We start from the raw sequence: 19,355 nt of genomic DNA, 5'->3' as shown, positions 1-19,355 counted from the left end.
TATGAAGTGCGTCTATCATACAAATATTTTACAAAATCAGCAAGAAAAAAGAATGCGGTTTCATCGCACGGGTATGTTAATGATGCTGAAGAATCTAGCAGAATTGTGCTATGATATGAGTAGTAACTCTTTTTTAGAGGAGGGGGTCGATCGGAATGTTTTCATTGCAGGCTGTTGGTGATTCCGCACTTAAGGTGAATTTTCCCGGTGTGGTTTCTCCGGAATTGAATGCTGAAATACAAGGGTTCTGTATGAAACTAGAGGAATTAGCAATTGTTGGAGTTGTGGAATGGGTGCCAGCATTTGATTCGGTGACGATTTATTATGAACCACACAAAATAAAGTATAAAGCGATTGCGGAAAAGGTGAAGGGTTTACGTGAAAATTCGTTGCCTGAGAAAACTGCAAAGTCGCGTATTTTTCATGTTCCGGTTTTCTATGGTAATGAGTATGGGCCTGATTTGGAACGTGTTGCAGCTTTCAATAAACTGGATATATCGGATGTAGTGGAAATGCATCAAAAGCCGGAGTACCTTGTTTATATGATCGGCTTTTTACCTGGTTTTCCATACCTTGGCGGTCTTGATAGAAGAATTGCAACGCCACGTCTGAAAGAGCCGCGTAAATCGATGGCTGCCGGATCTGTTGGCATCGCCCATGAACAAACAGGTATTTATCCTGTCGAATCACCTGGGGGATGGAATATCATTGGAAAAACGCCTATTCCCATCTTTGATAAAAACGCTGAAGATGCTTTCTTATTCCAAGCAGGTGATCGAATTCGTTTTTATCGTGTGTCGAAGACGGAATTTGAACAAATAATAACGCAAACGGAAAACGGATAATTTGAAATACAAATGGACAAGGATGATTGAAACATGCGCATTGATCTTAATAGTGATATGGGAGAAAGTTTTGGGGCCTATACGATTGGCGCGGATGAAGGATTATTGAAACATATTACTTCAGCGAACATTGCATGCGGATCCCATGCTGGTGATCCACATGTGATGGATAAAACGGTCGCTTTGGCTAAAAAATACCACGTAGCGGTGGGTGCACATCCAGGTTTCCCTGATATTGCAGGGTTCGGCCGACGAATGATTGATTTTTCCCCTGATGAAATTTATCGTTTGGTTGTCTTTCAAATTGGAGCTTTACAAGCAATTTGTAAAATTCATAATGTAAGTATGCAGCATGTGAAGCCACACGGTGCGTTGTATAATTTAGCCAGCTATAACCGGGAGGTAGCTGTTGCAATTGCACGTGCTGTTTACGATCTTGATTCTAACTTAATTTTGTATGGATTAGCTGGAAGTGAGCTTTTAGTGGCGGGGCGTAATAAGGGTTTACGTGTCGCAGCTGAGGTTTTCGCAGATCGAACCTATCAGCCGGATGGTAGTTTAACATCAAGGCGGCAAGCAGATGCAGTCATTGAGGATGTGGATGTAGCGGTTCAACAGGTGGAGCGTATCATACGTGAAGGGCTGGTAAAAGCGGCTAATGAGGAGCTTGTGCAGATAGAAGCAGATACAATATGTGTGCATGGGGATGGTACGAATGCTGTGTGTTTTGTGGAAAAACTGCGGAAGGCGCTGGAGGAAGCAGGAGTAGAAGTAGCAAGGATTAGGAAGTAATTGACCGAGCGGTAGCACTCCCAATCAGACAAAAGCAAAGGAGGTAACCCAATGCAAGTGCAAAGTCAACTCCTATTCCATGTGATTAGGCCGGGGATTCTTACAACGTTCCAGGATATGGGACGTTCAGGCTATCAACAATATGGTGTACCCGTCTCTGGAGCGATGGATAGATTCGCACTCCAGTTGGCAAACATCCTCGTAGGTAATTCGCGGAGTGCGGCATGCCTGGAGATAACATTGCTTGGTCCGGTACTTAAGGCATGTACGACGCTTACAATTGCGATAACCGGTGCTGACCTGGAAGCAAAAGTAAATGAAAGAAACATTCCATTGTGGACAACTGTAAGTATGCATAAAGGAGATAAGCTCACTTTTGGAAAGCATCAATCCGGCGTTCGCGCATATATTGCAGTTGCAGGAGGATTTGAGGCTCCGGGTGTATTTGGAAGTATGGCTACAGATGTGAAGGCAGGATTTGGTGCACCGATCGAACGGTCTGAGCATATCTACGGGTTCCCAGTCGACGCACCAAGTGGTATCGGGTTGCAGAAAAGGTTTATCCCCACTTATAAAAAAGCAATCGAAGTAGCTGTGGTTGAAGGTCCGCACACACATCTGTTTACGAAAGAAGGGCACGATCATTTTTTCAGCTCCATCCATACCGTTGATGCGAATTCGAATCGAATGGGGTACCGGCTTACATCAAATAAAGTTGAAGTGAAAAAGGATGCGGAAATTTTCTCAGACGCTGTTCCGTTTGGTGGCGTTCAAATTCCAAGTAATGGGCAGCCAATTATTTTGATGGCTGATCGGCAAACGACTGGCGGCTATCCACGCATAGGGACGGTTATTTCAAGCGATCTGCATAAAATAGCCCAGCTTGTGCCAAAGGGAGAAATTACATTTAAGCCTATATCTGTTGAGGTGGCACAAGAACGCGCTATAAAAATGGAAAAATTTTTACGTGAAGTGGATATTTTTAGAAAAGCTTTATAGCAGGTGTGTGCTTCGATTTCATGTATATAGGAGGTGATGCTACATGAAAGATCAGCCGAATATAAACGTGCCGGCAAGTATGTGGGAGAAGTTTTTTCATTTCGTCGCATTTATATTAATGATTATGATGGTTGTCTATGCGATTTTCATGTATAGTCAGCTTCCGGATGAAGTTCCCATCCATTTTAATGCTGCCGGTGAGGCTGATAATTGGGGTGGAAAGGGGGCTATTTTTACACTTCCACTTATATCCATTCCCATGTTCATGGTGTTATTCTTTTTAGGAAAAGCTCCACATGTCCATAATTATCCGGTGAAAGTGACGAAGGGGAATGCGCCGAAGCTGTACAGGGAATCCCGGTTGTTGTTGGCGACAATAAATGTTGAAGTGGCTGTAATTTTTACTTTCCTTACCTGGGAGATGGCTCAATCGGCACAGGGGAATGGGACACTTGGGGTATGGATGATTATCCTCAGCACGATCGTTCCTTTAGTTACCGTTGGCTATTTTTTGCTGCGCATGAATCGATTGAAAAAGGAATGGGATTGTTGAGCCATTGTAACCCTAATCGAAGTATAATAAACTAACATAAGAGACTCTAAACATAATTGACTTGGAGGCACATTTTCATGGCAGAAAAGAAAAACATAAAATTAATTGCACTGGATATGGATGGAACGTTACTGAATAATGCGCTTGAGATCTCTGAGCCGACACAAGCTGTTATTGCAAAAGCGTTGGCGGGTGACATACATGTCGTGTTAAGCACAGGTCGATCGCTGGGAACCTGTTATCCTTATGCAGCGTTGCTAAATCTAACATCTTATCTTGTTACATCCAATGGCGGAGAAATTTTTACCATGGATAAAACATTATTGGATCAACATTTATTGGATACGGAAAAAATAAAAAACATGTGGGAAATGGGGGAAGAAATGGGCGTACAACAATGGATGGTATCTACAACTGGAATTTATCGGGATTCTCGCCCGGCTAATTTTTATGATCATGACTGGCTCAAATATGGTTGCAGCTCGCTTGATAAGCGTAAACTTGATGCAATGATTGAGGAACTTTCCTATTTTGAAGGGCTGGAGCTGACGAACTCCTTACCGACAAACGTGGAAGCAAATCCTGCAGGTGTTAGTAAGGCGGCCGCACTCCATTTTGTATGCAGGGAAATTGGCATTACGATGGATGAGATTATGGCCATTGGTGATAGTTTAAACGATATTAAAATGATCCAAGAGGCAGGAATCGGTGTGGCGATGGAAAATGCGCAGAAAGCGATTAAAAATGTTGCTGATTATGTGACAGATACGAATGATCAAGATGGCGTCGCAAAGGCAATTGAACGGTTTGCGTTATAAAGAGAAAGAGGAGAGGCTGGGACAAAACAAACGTGTTTCATTAAAAAGACGGACATTATCAAAACTAGCGTAGGAAATATGCGGAGACTCCAGCGGGAGGGAAGGCATAGGTGAGACACCGAAGTGCGATAGCAATCTTTTTTGCGAGGAGTGCTGCCCCTCGAAGTCACTTGCAACACGAAGCGCACAAGGGGGCTCACCAGCCGCTCTAAGGTGCGCGACGTATATTTTTAGAAGCGATGTCTGTTCGAAATTTATTTGTTAAAAACACTTTTGTCCCAGTCTCTACCTTTATAGTGTTGCAATCCAAAACATAATCCCGGAAAGCAATACGGAGGTAATAAGCATGGCCAGAAGCGGGCGGAGTGCTTTATTTTTTACATCCTTCAAGCTGACATTTAACCCGAGACCAACCATGGCAGAAGTTAGGATAAATGTTGTCATAGCGTCGATGCCATCCATAACACCTTCTGAAACTGGGATATAAGTTCCTAGTACATAACTTCCAAAGAGACTCATCGCAATAAATCCGAGTAAGAACCATGGGAAACCCACCTTCGTCTTGTCATCTGCAGTCTTTCGATTTTTCATCCAAAAAATCAATACAAAGCAGAGGGGAACAAGCAAGAAAACGCGCCCCAGCTTGGCTAATAACGCAATGGCGAGTGCATCTTCACCAGCCGGTTCTGCTGCTAGTGCGACATGGGCAAGCTCATGCAAACTAAGTCCAGCCCATGTTCCGTATTCTATGTCTGTTAATGGCAGTATTGGCTGCAAAATGGCATATATAATGGAAAATATCGTTCCAACCAGTGCAATGATACCAACACCGATGGCTGTATCTTCCTCTTTTGCTTTGATAACTGGTGACACAGCCGCAATCGCCGCTGCCCCGCATACACCAGTTCCAACACCTAGTAGTAATGCAAGCTGCTGATTTGCTTTAAAAAGTTTGGCTAAAGAAACGGTTAAAAGAAGCGCGAATGTAATTGCTAACGCTCCTTGGGCAAGAAGTCCAAGTCCGTCCTCGAAAATCACGTCTATGTTTAATTTTAATCCATACAAAATAATCGCAAATCGAAGCAAATATTTTGAAGAAAATTGAATCCCCGTACGTAGAAATTCCGGATACCCTAAGAGTTGCCGGTAAATAATGGCCAAGATAATGGCACTCGCGAGCGGACCAACTCGATTGAAACCTGGTACTAATGCGAGCAAGTAGCCGATGATGGCGATGATAAATGTAAAGCCAATCCCTAGAATAAGTTTATTCCAATAATTTTTTTCCTGTCTGGATGATGTCATAAGATGCGCCTCTCCTTCTATGTCTATTGTTTATTATAAAGCTCGTTTTATGATAAGAAAAATAAATAAATATAATATATACAATAAGTTTTACTTATCGTAATAATAGATGTACTATAAAAATGACGGTATAACGCGTGTTTACGGAAGGAGATAACCAAATTGGACCAGCATTTAGTTGTATTTGTAGAGGTAGTGGAACGAGGGAATTTTTCCAGAACGGCTGAGTCCCTGCATATGTCTCAACCTGCAGTTAGTCAGTATATTGCTGCTCTTGAGAAAGCGTTTGGTGTTCAGTTGTTAGAGCGAAACAATAAATTTGTCAGAAAGAATAGAGCTGGAGAAATCGTTTACCAGTATGCAAAGGAAATTTTGCGAAGTTATAAGCAGATGGAGGTACTTGTTTCTGATTTGAAAAATGTGCCAGGCGGAGAATTAAGGATTGGCGCCAGTTACACGATAGGCGAATATTTACTTCCGCAGATTCTGGCACATTTGCAACGTGACTATACACGAATTTTACCAACAGTTTCGATTGGTAATACAGAGGATATTGGCCAGAAATTGGTCAATCATGAGATTGATATCGGCTTGGTTGAGGGTGAATTTTCCCATCGGCAACTTGCTGTAGAGCATTTTGCTATTGATGACATGTATGTTATTGCTGGTAGAAATCATGCTTTGATGAAGAAAGATACAATTATGACTGCTGATTTAGAGGGACATACATGGATTATTCGTGAAGAGGGATCAGGAACGCGTAAAATGCTCGAAGATTTTTTTACCAAACATGAGATTAAACCGGAACGTGTCCTGACATTTGGAAGCACGCAAGTTATTAAGGAAGGAGTGGCTTCCGGGCTAGGCATTAGTCTCCTATCGGAATTAACACTGAAAAAAGAATTACAGCTGGATTTAATTCAAAAGCTTGAGGTGGAAGATACACCGATGCAGCGTAACTTTTCCATTATAAAAAATCACCAGGAGTTTCATCCGAAAGCGTTGCATGTGTTTGAACAGGTTGTCAAAAAGGTGATCCAATCTCCGTATGCAGGTAAATGTATATAAGTTCTTTTAATAGGCAATCCTCATTATAGTAGTAATGATTTTGCTAAGAAGCCTTTCTTTGTTGTCAAGAAAGGAGTATAATAGGAAGTGTACCAAGAAAGGGGATGCAATTATGTCATTTTCTCGTGGGCCAAAAGAGCCAATTCCAGAAGTAGAAACAAATGTGTGGTCCTGTAGTAGCGATGATTGTCAAGGCTGGATGAGGGAGTCGTACAGCTTTGAGGAAGAGCCGAAATGTCCACTTTGTCAAGCTACCATGGTTTTGGAAGTACGCGTACTTCCAGAAGTAAAATAAAGCGTAGTTGCTGGAACCTTGAAGTGTATAGAAGTTTTTTAGTTTACATCATATCCATAGATAAAACCCGGGAGTGATATATTTATATTCTTCCGGGAAAATGAATGTATTAAACAGGGCGCTGGGCGAGATTCAGCGTCCTGTATTTATTGAAGAAAACCAGTCTTAGCACAAACACGTTGATCTGCCTAAGTCAGGCTTTTGGTGAAAGTTGGTATCTAATAGTTGAAATTATTCTGAAGATACTGGTATACTTAGTAACAAAACAGCTGTATTTTCCATCTAATTGTAAGCGTTTACAAAAATGAAAAAGGAGGAATTTCATGAGGTATAAAAATCCAAATACAGAAGGTTCACTCGTCAGTTTTAAAGCAAAGTACGATAATTTTATGGGTGGAGAATACCGGCCACCAACAAACGGAAAATATTTTAATAATGTAAGTCCGGTAACTGGCGAGGTATTTTGCGAAATGGCACGATCGACGAAGGAAGATGTGGAAGCTGCCATTGATGCCGCAGATGCCGTTAAGGAATCCTGGGGAAAGACAGCCGCCAGCGAACGAGCAAACATACTTAATAAAATAGCTGATCGCATAGAAGAAAATGTGGAAATGCTAGCTGTTGCGGAAACATGGGATAACGGGAAAGCGGTACGTGAAGGATTGGCTGCAGATATTCCTCTCGCGGCAGATCATTACCGCTATTTTGCAGGGGCGATTCGTGCACAGGAGGGTGGACTAAGTCAGATTGATGATGATACAGTCGCCTATCATTTTCATGAACCGCTTGGTGTTGTAGGACAAATTATCCCCTGGAACTTCCCCATTTTAATGGCAACATGGAAATTGGCGCCTGCTTTAGCTGCCGGAAACTGTGTAGTATTAAAACCAGCGGAACAAACACCTGCATCGATTCATGTGCTGATGGATCTTATTCAGGATCTTCTTCCGCCTGGTGTCGTTAATATTGTGAACGGATTTGGAGTAGAGGCGGGAAAACCACTGGCTTCCAACAGTCGAATTTCGAAGGTAGCGTTTACGGGGGAGACAACGACGGGACGCCTGATTATGCAGTATGCTTCGGAAAATATTATCCCAGTAACACTAGAACTTGGTGGAAAATCTCCAAATATTTTCTTTGAGGATGTGATGGATGCGGATGATGGGTTTTTGGATAAAGCGGTTGAAGGTTTTGTTATGTTTGCCCTAAACCAAGGGGAGGTTTGTACATGTCCATCCCGAGCACTTGTGCAAGCATCCATTTATGATATATTTATGGAGCGCGTCATGGAGCGGGTCAAACAAATTAAAATAGGTCATCCACTTGATTCAGAAACCATGATGGGAGCTCAGGCTTCTCAGGAACAAATGGAAAAAATAATCTCTTATCTTGATATAGGAAAACAAGAAGGCGCTAATGTGCTTGTTGGAGGAAATGTGAATAAACTGGATGGAGAACTCGGCGGCGGGTATTACGTAGAGCCCACTATTTTTGAAGGTAATAATAAAATGCGTATTTTCCAAGAGGAAATATTTGGTCCTGTGCTTGCTGTAACGACATTTAAAGATAAAGAAGAAGCGATGGCAATCGCAAATGACACCCTTTACGGGTTAGGTGCGGGTGTATGGACACGGGATATTAATACAGCCTATCGTTTTGGACGTGGCATTCAGGCTGGTCGTGTGTGGACAAATTGTTATCACCAGTATCCTGCCCATGCGGCATTTGGAGGCTATAAGAAATCAGGTATTGGGCGCGAAAACCATCTCATGATGCTTGGTCATTACCAGCAAACGAAAAATTTACTGATCAGCTATAGTGAAGACACAGCAGGCTTATTTTAATTAGGGGAAAAAGAGGAGTTGGAATGAAACTGAACCCGACTCCTTTTTCGCATACCATATATAGAAAGGATAATGAAAATGGTTGAACGCGTAACTGTAACAGATGAGGCCTATGCCTTGATCCATACATTAAAAGCTATACATGGGCCGTTGATGTTTCATCAGTCAGGAGGTTGCTGTGATGGGAGTTCACCAATGTGCTATCCTCGAGGCGAGTTGCATACAGGTGATTCGGATATTTTACTAGGTGAAATTGCAGGAACGCAATTTTATATAGCAAAGGACCAATACGAATACTGGAAACATACGCAGCTAATCATTGATGCTGTTGACGGCCGTGGCGGTATGTTTTCATTGGAAGGGCCAGAGGGGAAACGTTTTCTGACAAGATCACGGGTCTTTACAGAGGAGGAAAAAGCGATGTTGACAGAGAATGGATAAATAGTGAGGCTTGGACAAAAGTGTTTTTAACAAATAAGTTCCGAACATACATCGCTTCTAAAAATATACTTCACGCACCTTAGGGCGGCTGGTGAGCCCTCTTGTGGTCGTCGTGCTGCAAGTGACTTCGAGGGGCAGCACGCTTCGCAAAAAAGATTGCTACCCGCGTCTTTAGGTGGCTCACCTATGCCTTTCCTCTTGCTGGAGTCTCCGCATATTTCCTACGCTAAGTTTGATAACGTTCGTCTTTTTAAGGAAACTCGTTTGTTTTTGTCCCAGCCTCGGCTTTTCGATTTGAATCTTTTCATATGCACTTCTGATATAAAATGATGTTCATGTAGAATAATGCACCTACAATCGATATATACATAAAATGCAAGATAATAATTTTAAAAAGGAAGTGTCTCCTTGTCTAATCAGTATTATTATGTGGCTGGTAATACGGCGGAAGGTTTTATCAATTATTTAGATTCCAATATTAACGATATCAAACAGGTTATCATTTTGAAACATTCTTCACATACATTAAAAACAGCAGTTATAAAACAACTAATAAATAAATATGAAGCGGATTTTAATCTTGAAATCCTATACAGTACATTAGGTCATAAATTTTTAGACGGGGTTATCATACGTGGACTGTCACTTGCTGTGGTAAGCGACCAAATTTCCCCACTTGAAACCTCAGGGGCTATAGAGGTCGACTTGAGTCTATTTATAAACGAAAAATCAGTAACAGACGATTTACTGGAAATAAACAATCAGTATCATAGGTATACACAAGCTTCATACGATAACTTCGCCACAGGTCTGAAGATTCATGATGATCTCGAGGAGATCTATATCAATGAGATGGATTTTGAGAAGGCAGATCAGATTGCTAAACGATTTATTACAAATCTCTTAAAAGATTCGCCCCAAAATAAAGAAAGATCGCATACGTACCATCGCTTATTTGGTACAAATACGCAGGATGGCGTAGTAAATATAGTTCCCCATTTAAAGGAAAATCTATCACATGTATATTTTATTAAAGGTCGTGCCGGCACAGGCAAATCCACGTTCATGAAGAAAATCGCAAAAGCTTGTGAGGATCACTGCTTTGATGTAGAACTGTATCACTGTAGCTTCGATCCAAACAGTATTGATATGGTGCTCGTTCGTGAACTCGATTTCTGTATGTTTGATAGTACAGACCCACATGAATTTTTCCCAGAACGGGAAGGGGAGTCTATCATTGATCTATATGAAACTGTTTCTTCCGGAACAGATGAAAAATATGCGGAAGAAATTAACAGACTCCATAGTGCCTATAAGCTTTACATGAAAAAAGGGGTTCAAGAATTAAAAAAAGCAGGTGACAATTTGGAATTACTGGAAAAGGAATATGCGTTTACAGAAAATGATTTGCAAGATATTATGAATGATATAGCTAGAAAATTAATATAGTATGCAATAGGCAATCTCCAATTAAGGGAGGTTGCCTTTGCCATATGAATTTTTCATCTTTTACTTGTGTTTTACACAAAAATAGTATAGAATTAATTAACTGAAAATTTATTATTCATGGGGGTGGGACTAGTGGTAACCGTTAATATGCTCAAGCCATACTACATTAAAGCTGAAGATAATTATTTACGTATTATTCTAGCATACCAATATTTTTCCGTATTAATTAATCAAAAAATATACCAATTTATTCCAGTTGAAGCGAAAGAAATACGCATCCATCGTCGGACAGGAAAAGTTGAAAACGTCGAAGCAAAATTTGCTTTTCAAAAAGGAAAAGAAGTCATATATATGACAGTCTCGGAATTAATGTTACTTCCGGATTTCGTTGATCAACTGCATTCCATCGCCGAACCTTATTATATAAATGAAACTGCTATTGATCAAAAAAATGAAAGCGCCATCATTGTTCGCGAATTAGAACATGAAAATGTGAAACGATTGATCGATAAAGCGCTGGATGAACAAGACAAAGAAGCATTCCATACACTCGTAAAATATTTATAATAATAAAAAGAAGCATTTCCAGTCTTTGGAATGCTTCTTTTTATTACATAGGGAACTATAAAGTTATTTGCTTGTGGATAACGATTTATAGATAGATTTACATTGACTTATCAAGATTACTGCGATAAGTCACGTCCCTCTAATCCGAATTACGCCGCTTTCTTCTCTAGGTTTTTAAGCAGGCGTTCCTGTATTTTTGTTCTTAACATCTCTTTGTTTAATCACGACAAGAAAGTGGAAAAGAATGAATAGATGAATGTTTTAAGGAGGTTAAACATGCAAACACAACAACTTTATATTAATGGTGAATATACAGATTCAACATCTCGTGAAACCATCGACATCATTAACCCATCAACAGAAGAAGTAATTTCTAAAATACAAAATGGAACAGAAGAAGATGTTCATAAAGCAGTTAATGCTGCGAAGCAAGCACAAATCGGCTGGGAACAGAAACCTGCCATTGAACGAGGCAAAATCGTACGCAGACTTGGTGAAAAAATAGGGGAAAATAGGGAAGCATTTATTGATCTTCTCCAAGAAGAGCAAGGGAAAGATTATGGTTTAGCCAGTGGTGAAGTTGACTTAGCAATTGATTATTTTGAGTATATGTCGGAATGGGCACGTCGAATGGAAGGGGAGATTGTTCCAAGTGACCGTGCTAATGAGAATATTCTTATGTTCAAAAAACCAATCGGTGTTGTTGGAGGAATAGTTCCATGGAATTTTCCGGTCTTCATTCTAGCACGTAAAGTAGCTACTGCACTGGTGACCGGTTGTTCTATCGTATTAAAGCCAAGTCAAAAAACGCCAAACACAGCGGCCAAATTTACAAGATTGCTAGATGACATGGATGAAGTTCCAGCCGGTGTTTATAATTTGATTACTGGAACTGGTGGCAAATTAGGAAATGCGCTCGCATCTCATCCAAATGTGGATATGATTTCTATGACAGGCAGTATTCATGCAGGTACAAAAGTGATGGAAGCTGCTGCACAAAGCATTACAAAAGTAAATTTGGAGTTAGGTGGAAAGGCACCAGCTATTGTAACTGAAAACGCAGATATTGATTTGGCTGTAGAAAATATTAAAACATCAAGGCTAGCGAACAATGGACAAGCCTGTACCAATGCAGAGCGTATTTATGTTCAGGAATCGATCGCTGATAGATTTATTGAAAAGCTAAAAGCTGCTTTTGAAGCAACATCCATCGCTGATCCTCGTGAAAATGAATTTGCAGATATGGGACCCCTTATTAGTCGGGATCGCCTGGAAGAAGTAGAGAACATGGTTCAGGAAGCAGTCAATGCAGGAGGAGAAGTTGTGACCGGCGGAAATCGCCCATCTGTCGATCAAGGATATTTCCTGGAACCTACAATTATAAAGGACGTAAAGCAGGACAGTAAAATAATTCAGGAAGAGATTTTCGGCCCGGTTGTACCTGTTATGACGTTCACTACACTAGATGAAGCAATTGCATATGGAAATGACACGGAATATGGATTATCATCATCCGTTTATACGGACGATCTCCATGAAGCGATGCGGGTAGTGAATGAATTGAAATTCGGAGAAACGTACGTGAATCGAGAAAATTTTGAAGCAGTGCAAGGCTATCATGCTGGCATACGTAAATCAGGATTAGGCGGTACAGATGGCAAACACGGTGTGGAAGACTTTCTCATCACGCAAACGGTGTATATGCAATATAAAACATGAATAGATATAGAAAGAGACTGGGACAATTAAACACTTTAAGTCTGTCCCAGCCTCTTTCTAATGAATTATTCCAGTTCTGTCAAGATATCGGTAGCAACTTCAACAGTATAGCCACTTTCTTTATCCTGTGTTTGTTCCATCATCATGGATATTAGAATATCTTGCTCTTCGGTTGGATAACCAACGAACCAGCTGTTAATCTCTCCTTCTTCATCGTCAGTTGTAAGTTTTAATTCCGCAGTTCCGGTTTTCCCTGAAATAGGAAAATCTGCTTCCTGCGCTTCTTGGGCAGTACCATCTGTTACGACATCTCTTAAAGCATCACTGATTAGAGTAGCATCCTCAGGAGAAATCAAATCCTCCCGCCATATTTGCTCCGTATCTTCTGATGTGAGAAGTGTGGGCTTAATCATATCACCTTCATTTAATAACGAGGTATATGTTGCCGCTAAATGAAGTGCACTCATTTCAATTTCACCTTGTCCATAGCTTGTATTTGCTAGTAAAACTTCATCGTCAATCGTTTCGTCTGTAGCTATTGTAGATGTCTCAATCGGGTATTCATACGGAATTTCTTCTGCAAATCCAAATTGTTCAAAACCATCAGTTAGTGTTTCGCTGCCCATTTCAATTCCCTGCATTGCAAAGTAAATGTTGTCTGAGCGAACTAATGCATCATTTAAATCAACCGGACCGTCGGATTCTGATACACGCCTTACTTCATAATCTCCCCAACCTTCTCCATTGCTCCAGGTTAGTCCATCGATTTCTATCCCCTCATTCGGGTCAAGACTTCCACTTTCTAAACCAATCGCTGCTGTTATAGGTTTGATGACAGAGCCAGGAGCATAGGTGGCATTAAACCGGTTGGTCAACGGCGATTGTTCATCGTTTTGCAGATCATCCCATAGATCCTGGGAATTATCATATAACAGGTCATTGGGATCAAACGATGGGCTGCTTACAAGTGCTAACGTCTCCCCGGATTTCGGATCAATTGCTGCTGAGGTGCCTGCGTCCCCATCGAAGGCATCATAAATTTCTTCTTGAACATTTACATCAATCGTAAGTGATATATTTTCGCCATCTTCAACAGGCTGCTCTGCTAGCACCACATCTTCCTCATCATCTTCGTTTGAAACAACAATTTTAATTCCTTTTTTCCCTTTAAGGCGATCTTCATATAATAATTCGAGTCCGCGCGCTCCAATCATGTCATTTTCATCGTATTCACCTGATTCCTGTTCTTCCAGGTCATCAGCTGTGACTTGCTTGATATTGCCGATGAGGTGTCCTGCTGCTTCATCTGATGGATAAACACGTCCAGTTATTTCGCGTCCAGCCGCCCCGGGTATTTCCCATAGTTCATCTAAAACATCTTCATCTGTTTGAGGAACTTCTTTTAACGGGACGAATAGAGTGGGTTCAACCCAGTCTGCATTTAAAGCAGTATCGATAGCCTCAACGTTCATGTGGAGTGATTCAGCGATTGATTCCTTCGCCTGCTCCGGATTTTCTCCTAATTCTTCCGGAATAATACCAACTTCATAAACGATATCGTTCATCGCTAACGGTATTTGGTTGCGGTCGAGAATCTCACCTCGAGTAGGTGTTTCTGTTTCTAAACTGACTTGTCCACCATCTTTCATTTCTGGGAAAATAAATCCGGAGTCCCATTGTACATACCAATTTTCTTCCTCTTCTTCACCTTTATTTTCCTTAATTAACGTTGCTTCATAATCAAATTGGATTGGTTCTGCAATTGTTTCCATTTCGACCGAAAAAGGGATGGTTGCTTCACCTTGTTCTATTGCAGTATCCACTTCTTCTTCATCCAGTTCTTCAAACGTTACATTTAGCTCAGATATATCAAGATCTTGATATATTTTACTATATCTGTCAACAAATTCTTCTTTTGGATAGGCTTTTGCTGCTTGGGACGAAATCATTTCATGCATCTCTTCGAACTCTTGGTTTTTCCATTGCTCAATGTAGCTAGCAAGACGTTCATTCGGTGTTGGTTCGTTGCTAGAACAGGCTGTGAGTAATACAGCAACAATACATACAATAAATGCTATTCCTTTTTTCAAAATGGATCCCCCTCTAGTTTCTATAGACTATCATTTTTATTTAAATTTGGCATCAAGGAAAGCCACGCTGAATAATCCAGGTGGCTTTTTGTTTTCGCTTTAACTTGCTTCCATATGTTCTGTGATTTCATTTGATATTCGATTATATTCTGAATCAGGTGCGACATAGTACCAAATGCTATTAATGGTTTCCCCATTGCCATCCAGCTCCAGTGTCTCTATATTGTGACGAACACCACGGTAATCGCTGAATAATGTCTGCATTTGATCCATATCCAAGTCCGTTTTCACATTCCCACCAAGGATATCAAGAATTTCGCCTACTTTTGTAATACTTGAGAAACTTGCTGCTTTATCTATTGCAGCTGTAACTACATCTCTTTGACGCTCATTACGACCCATATCACCACGTGGATCTTCTTTACGCATGCGAATATAATCCAAGGCCTCTGCACCATTAAGACGAACCTCTCCTTCTGGAAAATCGGAACCGTCTTGTGAGAATGCAAGGTCGTTTGTAACGGTCACACCACCAATCGCGTCAATCCCTTGTTCAAATCCATCCATATTTACACTGGCGTAAAAATGGACCGGCAAATCGAAGGCCTCTTCCACTGTTTGAACAGCTAATTCTACGCCACCAAATGCATAAGCATGGTTAATCTTATCCATTCCATTTCCGGGAATATTAACATAGGTATCTCTTGGAATACTTAACATATCCATCGCATTCGTTCTTGGATTTAATGACATCAGAATCATCGTGTCGGAGCGTCCTTGATCACCCTCGCGTTCATCTACTCCAAGTAATAGGATATTAAGCGAATCGCTATCATTAAAAAGTTTATCTATCTCTTCCTGACGTTCCGGACTGCTGTCGCGTTCCAAAGGATCATGCATTGTTGCAACAGTATCACCAATTTGATCATACACATAATAAGCGAAACCGCCAACAGCTAAAAGTAAAACAAGAATAATTCCGCCGAGCCAAAAAGGCCATTTGCGTCTTTTTTGATTTTGTCTTTTATTACGTCTTGAACTCACTCATATTCTCCTCTGTGCCCCTATTTCGTTTGAATAAGGCAATTTTAAAAAGCATAGATAAATTATATCGAATTAAATATGATTCGTCTATTCCTTTCAGTTATTTTCTGTAACCGGAAGTGGGGTAATCATGCAACGGTCAAGAGCATGGGGCTGCAGTAACTCATACTCTCCAAAGCATAATCACTATTCCGGCATGATCAACAGAATAGAAAACTATTTCATAGGTCAAACTCCTCATATTTTTTCTATCTATAGTATATAAAACTTTTAGATAATTTGAAAGGCTTATTTGAATTTATTTAAAAAAATAAGCAAATTCATTGTTGCAAAGACGCTCATTGTTTTTTATATAAAACAAATTAAAATAAGAAAAATGAAATAATAAGAAAATAAAAGCATCGCGCAGTAAAAAAGAGAAAATTGTTCTTTATATAGAATATATGCGCCGTTTTGAGGGTTTCCATCCTGAGGAAAAGGGCCTATACTATTATTAATTGTTCGTTATTAGATACAATTATAAATCTTTTAAAGAACGATTGATTACCATCATACGTGTAAGAAGGGGGATTGCTGCTTTAAGCTTACCTTGGTAAGCCTAGAAGGATTGTCGTAGAAAATAGTGTACTAGTACAGAGATTTAAGAGCATTGAAAATTTTAGAATGTGCAGGAACACAAAATAATAGAGGGAGGAAACAAAATAGGGATGAAGAAGAAATTAGGGATGAGTTTGGCAACAGCGGTATTAGGACTAGGATTAATCGGCGGAGGAACGTTTGCTTATTTTAATGATACAGCAGAAGCAACGAGTGACTTTACAGCAGGTACACTGGACTTAAGTACAAATCCTACTACGATTATTGATATAGAAAACATGAAGCCAGGAGATACGATGCTGCGGCCTTTTCATTTGACAAATGATGGGTCATTAGAGATTGCTGAAATAAATTTGAAAACGGATTATAACGTTTCAACGGAAGAAAGCAATGAAGGGCAAGATTTTGGTGATCATATTCAAGTTAATTTCTTAATGAATCAAACGGACGAGGATCTTGTGATTTGGAGTGAGACGCTCTCAGATTTAAAGAATATGTCTCCGGATATGATTGAAGTATTAGCTGAAACAAGCGAAAATCTTGGGCCAGGTGATTCAGATAGGTTTTACGTACAGTTTGAATTTGTTGACAACGGTAAAGATCAAAACATTTTCCAAGGTGATTCGTTAGAACTTGAGTGGACCTTTGAAGGGAAACAGGGAGATGGGGAAAGAAAATAAATAAAATAATAAGGCTGGGGTAAAAGAAAATCATTTAAAAATCTGAACATTTTCATAATTATAACAGAAAATATGTGGAGACTCCAGTGGGAGCAAAGGCATAGGTGAGACATCGAAGTGCAGTAGCAATCTTTTTTGCGAAGCGTGCTGCCTCTCGAAATCACTTGCAACGGGGACTAACCAACTGCCCTAAGGTGTGCGACGTATATTTTAGAAGCAGAAAACATTCGAAAACATTTACTTATTAAAAATACGTTTGTCCCAGCTCTATATACATTTATATGTTTTAAATCCTAATACATAACTATTTATTTCAACGAGAGCATGAAATAGATTCATAACTTTTAGGAGGGGAGATATGGATATCAAAAATAGAATCATGATATGCGTTGCAACTGCTGTGCTGGGTTTGGGGTTAATAGGCGGAGGAACCTATGCTTATTTTAATGATACGGAATCTACACGGAATACCTTTGCAACAGGAGAGATTGATGTAGGTTTAAACAAGGAAACAATCATTGAAATGGAGGATATCATTCCGGGAGATACGGCTAACGGCAATTTTGAGTTAACAAATGATGGTACAGTGGATATGAGTGAGGTTGTTTTACATTCTTCCTACGACATTATTGATAACAATAAGGTGAATGATGGTGATGATCTAGGGGATCATATTCAAGTGAAATTTTTGTCTCGAACGAATGGGGATGGAACAGTAATCTCGGAAGTAACGCTTTCTGAATTGGCGGAGAATCCTGTAAAAGTATTAGATGAATTTCCTGCTGGTAGTAAACCGGAACCATTCACCGTTCGATTTGAATTTGTTGATAATGGGGAAGATCAAAATCACTTTCAAGGAGATATATTGAAATTAAATTGGGAATTTGTAGCTGAACAAAGAGAAGGTAGATCAAACTTTAACTAAAAAAAGAGACTGGGGAGGGGATCCACTCTTCCCAATCTCCAGTTTGTTTATTTCTTCACTTCAAACACCTCTGCCTACTTTAACAATGGAAAGAATGCTAATGGAATGATTACTGTAGGGACTTAATATGGGTGACGGAGATATACAACATGATAGAGTAAGGATCTTCAGACAGAGAATACAAAGGCAAAGAATGATGAAGACAATGGTGCATCAAGAGAAAATGATACGAAAGAAAATCCCCGTAATAACATGAGGGAAGAGGAAGGTGACGAAGGATGAAAAAACACAATGTATGGAAATGGATAAATCGGATTGTATCTACGGTCTTAATGGTTTTGTTAATCAGTGTGGCTGCCATAGTTGTCTTTACAAAATTATCAGAAGAAGATCCGGAAGTTTTTGGCCATCAGCTGAAGGCGGTTTTATCAGGTTCAATGGAGCCTGGTATTCAAACAGGTTCGATGATTGCGGTCAGATCTGTTGATGACGAGCGTACAGATTTTAAAAGTGGAGATGTTATCACGTTTATAGAAGAAGATAATACGTTAATTACGCATCGGATAGTAGAGGTTACAACAACGAACAACGGCGTTCTTTATACCACAAAAGGCGATAATAATAATGCAGTAGACGCTAATCCGGTGTTAGCTGATAATGTTGTAGGTGTATATAACGGATTCACCATTCCTTATATAGGTTATTTCATAAATTTCGCCCAGTCTCCTGAAGGAAGTGCATTATTGCTTATCTTGCCTGGGATTTTCCTATTTGGCTATTCTATCTTTACAATTTGGAGAACATTAAATACCCTAGAGAAAAAACAAAATGTGGAAGCAAAATGATAACTTCCATAAAAAAGAGGAAAATGGTTATGAAAAAAATGTTAATCTGGATATCCTACTTATTCCCTTCTTCAGCAATCACTGTCAAACTTATGATAGTGGTAAGGTTGTTGAATATACAACGGCATGATGAAATGGGGATCAACTCCATTAGTTAATGACAATACAAAACTAGTTTTTTTCCGACAAAACAAGACACCCTATTAAGTTATCTTTTATAGTATAATAGTCTTGGGTATGAAAACATTTGCGGAAAAATGAGGGTGAGAAGTCTCTTTTTTAAGACGCTCGTATTTGCGCGATATGAAAATGGGGGACGGGTAAATGAAGAATACGGCTGATAAGATTGCAATTGATATAGAATGGGTTGAACTAATCAAGCAAGCAAAGCGTTTAGGAATAACGGAAGATGAAATCCGTCTTTTTTTGAAAACGGCTAGAAACAAGCAAAAATGAATGAAGGAAATCTGTCCTGTGCT

Annotated in this window: 19 protein-coding genes; 16 read left to right on the top strand and 3 right to left on the bottom strand. The window is 39.9% G+C overall.

All coding sequences use genetic code 11. From position 1 onward, the window contains the following. Nucleotides 1–155: 155 nt before the first annotated feature. From pxpB to KFZ56_RS13995, 5 genes are all read left to right on the top strand, one after another. Complete coding sequence (gene pxpB / locus KFZ56_RS14015; RefSeq protein WP_222642528.1) at nt 156–845, top strand: 5-oxoprolinase subunit PxpB; 690 nt, start codon at nt 156–158, stop codon at nt 843–845. A 33-nt stretch (nt 846–878) separates the two neighbouring features. Continuing rightward, on the top strand, nt 879–1,637 hold the full coding sequence (locus KFZ56_RS14010) for a LamB/YcsF family protein (RefSeq protein ID WP_222642527.1): 759 nt from the start codon (nt 879–881) through the stop codon (nt 1,635–1,637). A 51-nt stretch (nt 1,638–1,688) separates the two neighbouring features. Then, a complete protein-coding gene (locus tag KFZ56_RS14005; RefSeq protein WP_222642526.1) occupies nt 1,689–2,636 on the top strand; it encodes a 5-oxoprolinase subunit C family protein in 948 nt (315 codons plus the stop codon). Between the two features lie 43 nt (nt 2,637–2,679). Beyond that, the gene (locus KFZ56_RS14000; RefSeq protein WP_222642525.1) at nt 2,680–3,189 is read left to right on the top strand and encodes a DUF1648 domain-containing protein; all 510 of its coding nucleotides are present in this window, start codon (nt 2,680–2,682) and stop codon (nt 3,187–3,189) included. 77 nt (nt 3,190–3,266) lie between these two features. Beyond that, complete coding sequence (locus KFZ56_RS13995; protein ID WP_222642524.1) at nt 3,267–4,007, top strand: Cof-type HAD-IIB family hydrolase; 741 nt, start codon at nt 3,267–3,269, stop codon at nt 4,005–4,007. A 291-nt stretch (nt 4,008–4,298) separates the two neighbouring features. Here KFZ56_RS13995 and KFZ56_RS13990 read toward each other — a convergent pair whose 3' ends face one another. Continuing rightward, nucleotides 4,299–5,312 carry a YeiH family protein gene (locus KFZ56_RS13990; RefSeq protein WP_222642523.1) on the bottom strand — a complete coding sequence of 338 codons (1,014 nt, stop codon included), beginning with the start codon at nt 5,310–5,312 and terminating at the stop codon, nt 4,299–4,301. A 162-nt stretch (nt 5,313–5,474) separates the two neighbouring features. Between KFZ56_RS13990 and KFZ56_RS13985 the strand changes: the two genes are divergently transcribed. The 7 genes from KFZ56_RS13985 (at nt 5,475) to aldA (ending at nt 12,695) form a co-directional block, all read left to right on the top strand. After that, nucleotides 5,475–6,380, top strand: coding sequence for a LysR family transcriptional regulator (locus KFZ56_RS13985; RefSeq protein ID WP_222642522.1), 906 nt, complete (start codon nt 5,475–5,477; stop codon nt 6,378–6,380). 112 nt (nt 6,381–6,492) lie between these two features. Then, nucleotides 6,493–6,675, top strand: a complete 183-nt coding sequence (locus KFZ56_RS13980) for a cold-shock protein (RefSeq protein WP_222642521.1) — start codon at nt 6,493–6,495, stop codon at nt 6,673–6,675. Between the two features lie 323 nt (nt 6,676–6,998). Then, nucleotides 6,999–8,519, top strand: coding sequence for an acetaldehyde dehydrogenase ExaC (exaC, locus tag KFZ56_RS13975; RefSeq protein WP_222642520.1), 1,521 nt, complete (start codon nt 6,999–7,001; stop codon nt 8,517–8,519). Between the two features lie 78 nt (nt 8,520–8,597). Continuing rightward, nucleotides 8,598–8,960, top strand: coding sequence for a DUF779 domain-containing protein (locus KFZ56_RS13970; protein ID WP_222642519.1), 363 nt, complete (start codon nt 8,598–8,600; stop codon nt 8,958–8,960). Between the two features lie 408 nt (nt 8,961–9,368). After that, nucleotides 9,369–10,409: a hypothetical protein gene (locus KFZ56_RS13965; RefSeq protein WP_222642518.1), complete on the top strand. Its 1,041-nt coding sequence runs from the start codon at nt 9,369–9,371 to the stop codon at nt 10,407–10,409. Between the two features lie 132 nt (nt 10,410–10,541). After that, on the top strand, nt 10,542–10,976 hold the full coding sequence (locus KFZ56_RS13960) for an IDEAL domain-containing protein (RefSeq protein ID WP_222642517.1): 435 nt from the start codon (nt 10,542–10,544) through the stop codon (nt 10,974–10,976). A 276-nt stretch (nt 10,977–11,252) separates the two neighbouring features. Further along, on the top strand, nt 11,253–12,695 hold the full coding sequence (gene aldA, locus KFZ56_RS13955; protein WP_222642516.1) for an aldehyde dehydrogenase: 1,443 nt from the start codon (nt 11,253–11,255) through the stop codon (nt 12,693–12,695). 65 nt (nt 12,696–12,760) lie between these two features. On the opposite strand, the gene KFZ56_RS13950 is transcribed toward aldA, so the two are convergent. Both KFZ56_RS13950 and KFZ56_RS13945 read right to left on the bottom strand, forming a co-directional pair. Beyond that, nucleotides 12,761–14,785, bottom strand: a complete 2,025-nt coding sequence (locus KFZ56_RS13950; protein ID WP_255585148.1) for a penicillin-binding transpeptidase domain-containing protein — start codon at nt 14,783–14,785, stop codon at nt 12,761–12,763. Between the two features lie 99 nt (nt 14,786–14,884). Further along, the gene (locus KFZ56_RS13945; RefSeq protein WP_222642515.1) at nt 14,885–15,829 is read right to left on the bottom strand and encodes an LCP family glycopolymer transferase; all 945 of its coding nucleotides are present in this window, start codon (nt 15,827–15,829) and stop codon (nt 14,885–14,887) included. Nucleotides 15,830–16,536: 707 nt separating this feature from the next. Here KFZ56_RS13945 and KFZ56_RS13940 point away from each other — a divergent pair. The 4 genes from KFZ56_RS13940 to KFZ56_RS13925 all read left to right on the top strand — a co-directional run bounded on the left by KFZ56_RS13940 (nt 16,537) and on the right by KFZ56_RS13925 (nt 19,332). Then, nucleotides 16,537–17,106, top strand: a complete 570-nt coding sequence (locus KFZ56_RS13940; RefSeq protein WP_255585147.1) for a TasA family protein — start codon at nt 16,537–16,539, stop codon at nt 17,104–17,106. Between the two features lie 358 nt (nt 17,107–17,464). Continuing rightward, nucleotides 17,465–18,031: a TasA family protein gene (locus tag KFZ56_RS13935; protein WP_222642514.1), complete on the top strand. Its 567-nt coding sequence runs from the start codon at nt 17,465–17,467 to the stop codon at nt 18,029–18,031. Between the two features lie 278 nt (nt 18,032–18,309). Continuing rightward, nucleotides 18,310–18,876, top strand: a complete 567-nt coding sequence (sipW, locus tag KFZ56_RS13930; RefSeq protein ID WP_222642513.1) for a signal peptidase I SipW — start codon at nt 18,310–18,312, stop codon at nt 18,874–18,876. Nucleotides 18,877–19,200: 324 nt separating this feature from the next. Beyond that, nucleotides 19,201–19,332, top strand: coding sequence for an anti-repressor SinI family protein (locus KFZ56_RS13925; protein WP_222642512.1), 132 nt, complete (start codon nt 19,201–19,203; stop codon nt 19,330–19,332). Nucleotides 19,333–19,355 lie beyond the last annotated feature (23 nt).

It is taken from the genome of Virgibacillus sp. NKC19-3, assembly GCF_019837165.1.
GTDB lineage: Bacteria > Bacillota > Bacilli > Bacillales > Amphibacillaceae > Virgibacillus_L > Virgibacillus_L saliphilus.
The sequence above is the reverse complement of the archived record's forward strand: the minus strand, read 5'-3'. Positions and strand labels throughout refer to the sequence as shown.

Bases quoted from the DNA above. Each gene is read 5' to 3' on its own strand.
- pxpB (WP_222642528.1), top strand. From the start codon at position 156: ATGTTTTCATTGCAGGCTGTTGGTGATTCCGCACTTAAGGTGAATTTT.
- KFZ56_RS14010 (WP_222642527.1), top strand. From the start codon at position 879: ATGCGCATTGATCTTAATAGTGATATGGGAGAAAGTTTTGGGGCCTAT.
- KFZ56_RS14005 (WP_222642526.1), top strand. From the start codon at position 1,689: ATGCAAGTGCAAAGTCAACTCCTATTCCATGTGATTAGGCCGGGGATT.
- KFZ56_RS14000 (WP_222642525.1), top strand. From the start codon at position 2,680: ATGAAAGATCAGCCGAATATAAACGTGCCGGCAAGTATGTGGGAGAAG.
- KFZ56_RS13995 (WP_222642524.1), top strand. From the start codon at position 3,267: ATGGCAGAAAAGAAAAACATAAAATTAATTGCACTGGATATGGATGGA.
- KFZ56_RS13990 (WP_222642523.1), bottom strand. From the start codon at position 5,312: ATGACATCATCCAGACAGGAAAAAAATTATTGGAATAAACTTATTCTA.
- KFZ56_RS13980 (WP_222642521.1), top strand. From the start codon at position 6,493: ATGTCATTTTCTCGTGGGCCAAAAGAGCCAATTCCAGAAGTAGAAACA.
- exaC (WP_222642520.1), top strand. From the start codon at position 6,999: ATGAGGTATAAAAATCCAAATACAGAAGGTTCACTCGTCAGTTTTAAA.
- KFZ56_RS13970 (WP_222642519.1), top strand. From the start codon at position 8,598: ATGGTTGAACGCGTAACTGTAACAGATGAGGCCTATGCCTTGATCCAT.
- aldA (WP_222642516.1), top strand. From the start codon at position 11,253: ATGCAAACACAACAACTTTATATTAATGGTGAATATACAGATTCAACA.
- KFZ56_RS13940 (WP_255585147.1), top strand. From the start codon at position 16,537: ATGAAGAAGAAATTAGGGATGAGTTTGGCAACAGCGGTATTAGGACTA.
- KFZ56_RS13935 (WP_222642514.1), top strand. From the start codon at position 17,465: ATGGATATCAAAAATAGAATCATGATATGCGTTGCAACTGCTGTGCTG.
- sipW (WP_222642513.1), top strand. From the start codon at position 18,310: ATGAAAAAACACAATGTATGGAAATGGATAAATCGGATTGTATCTACG.
- KFZ56_RS13925 (WP_222642512.1), top strand. From the start codon at position 19,201: ATGAAGAATACGGCTGATAAGATTGCAATTGATATAGAATGGGTTGAA.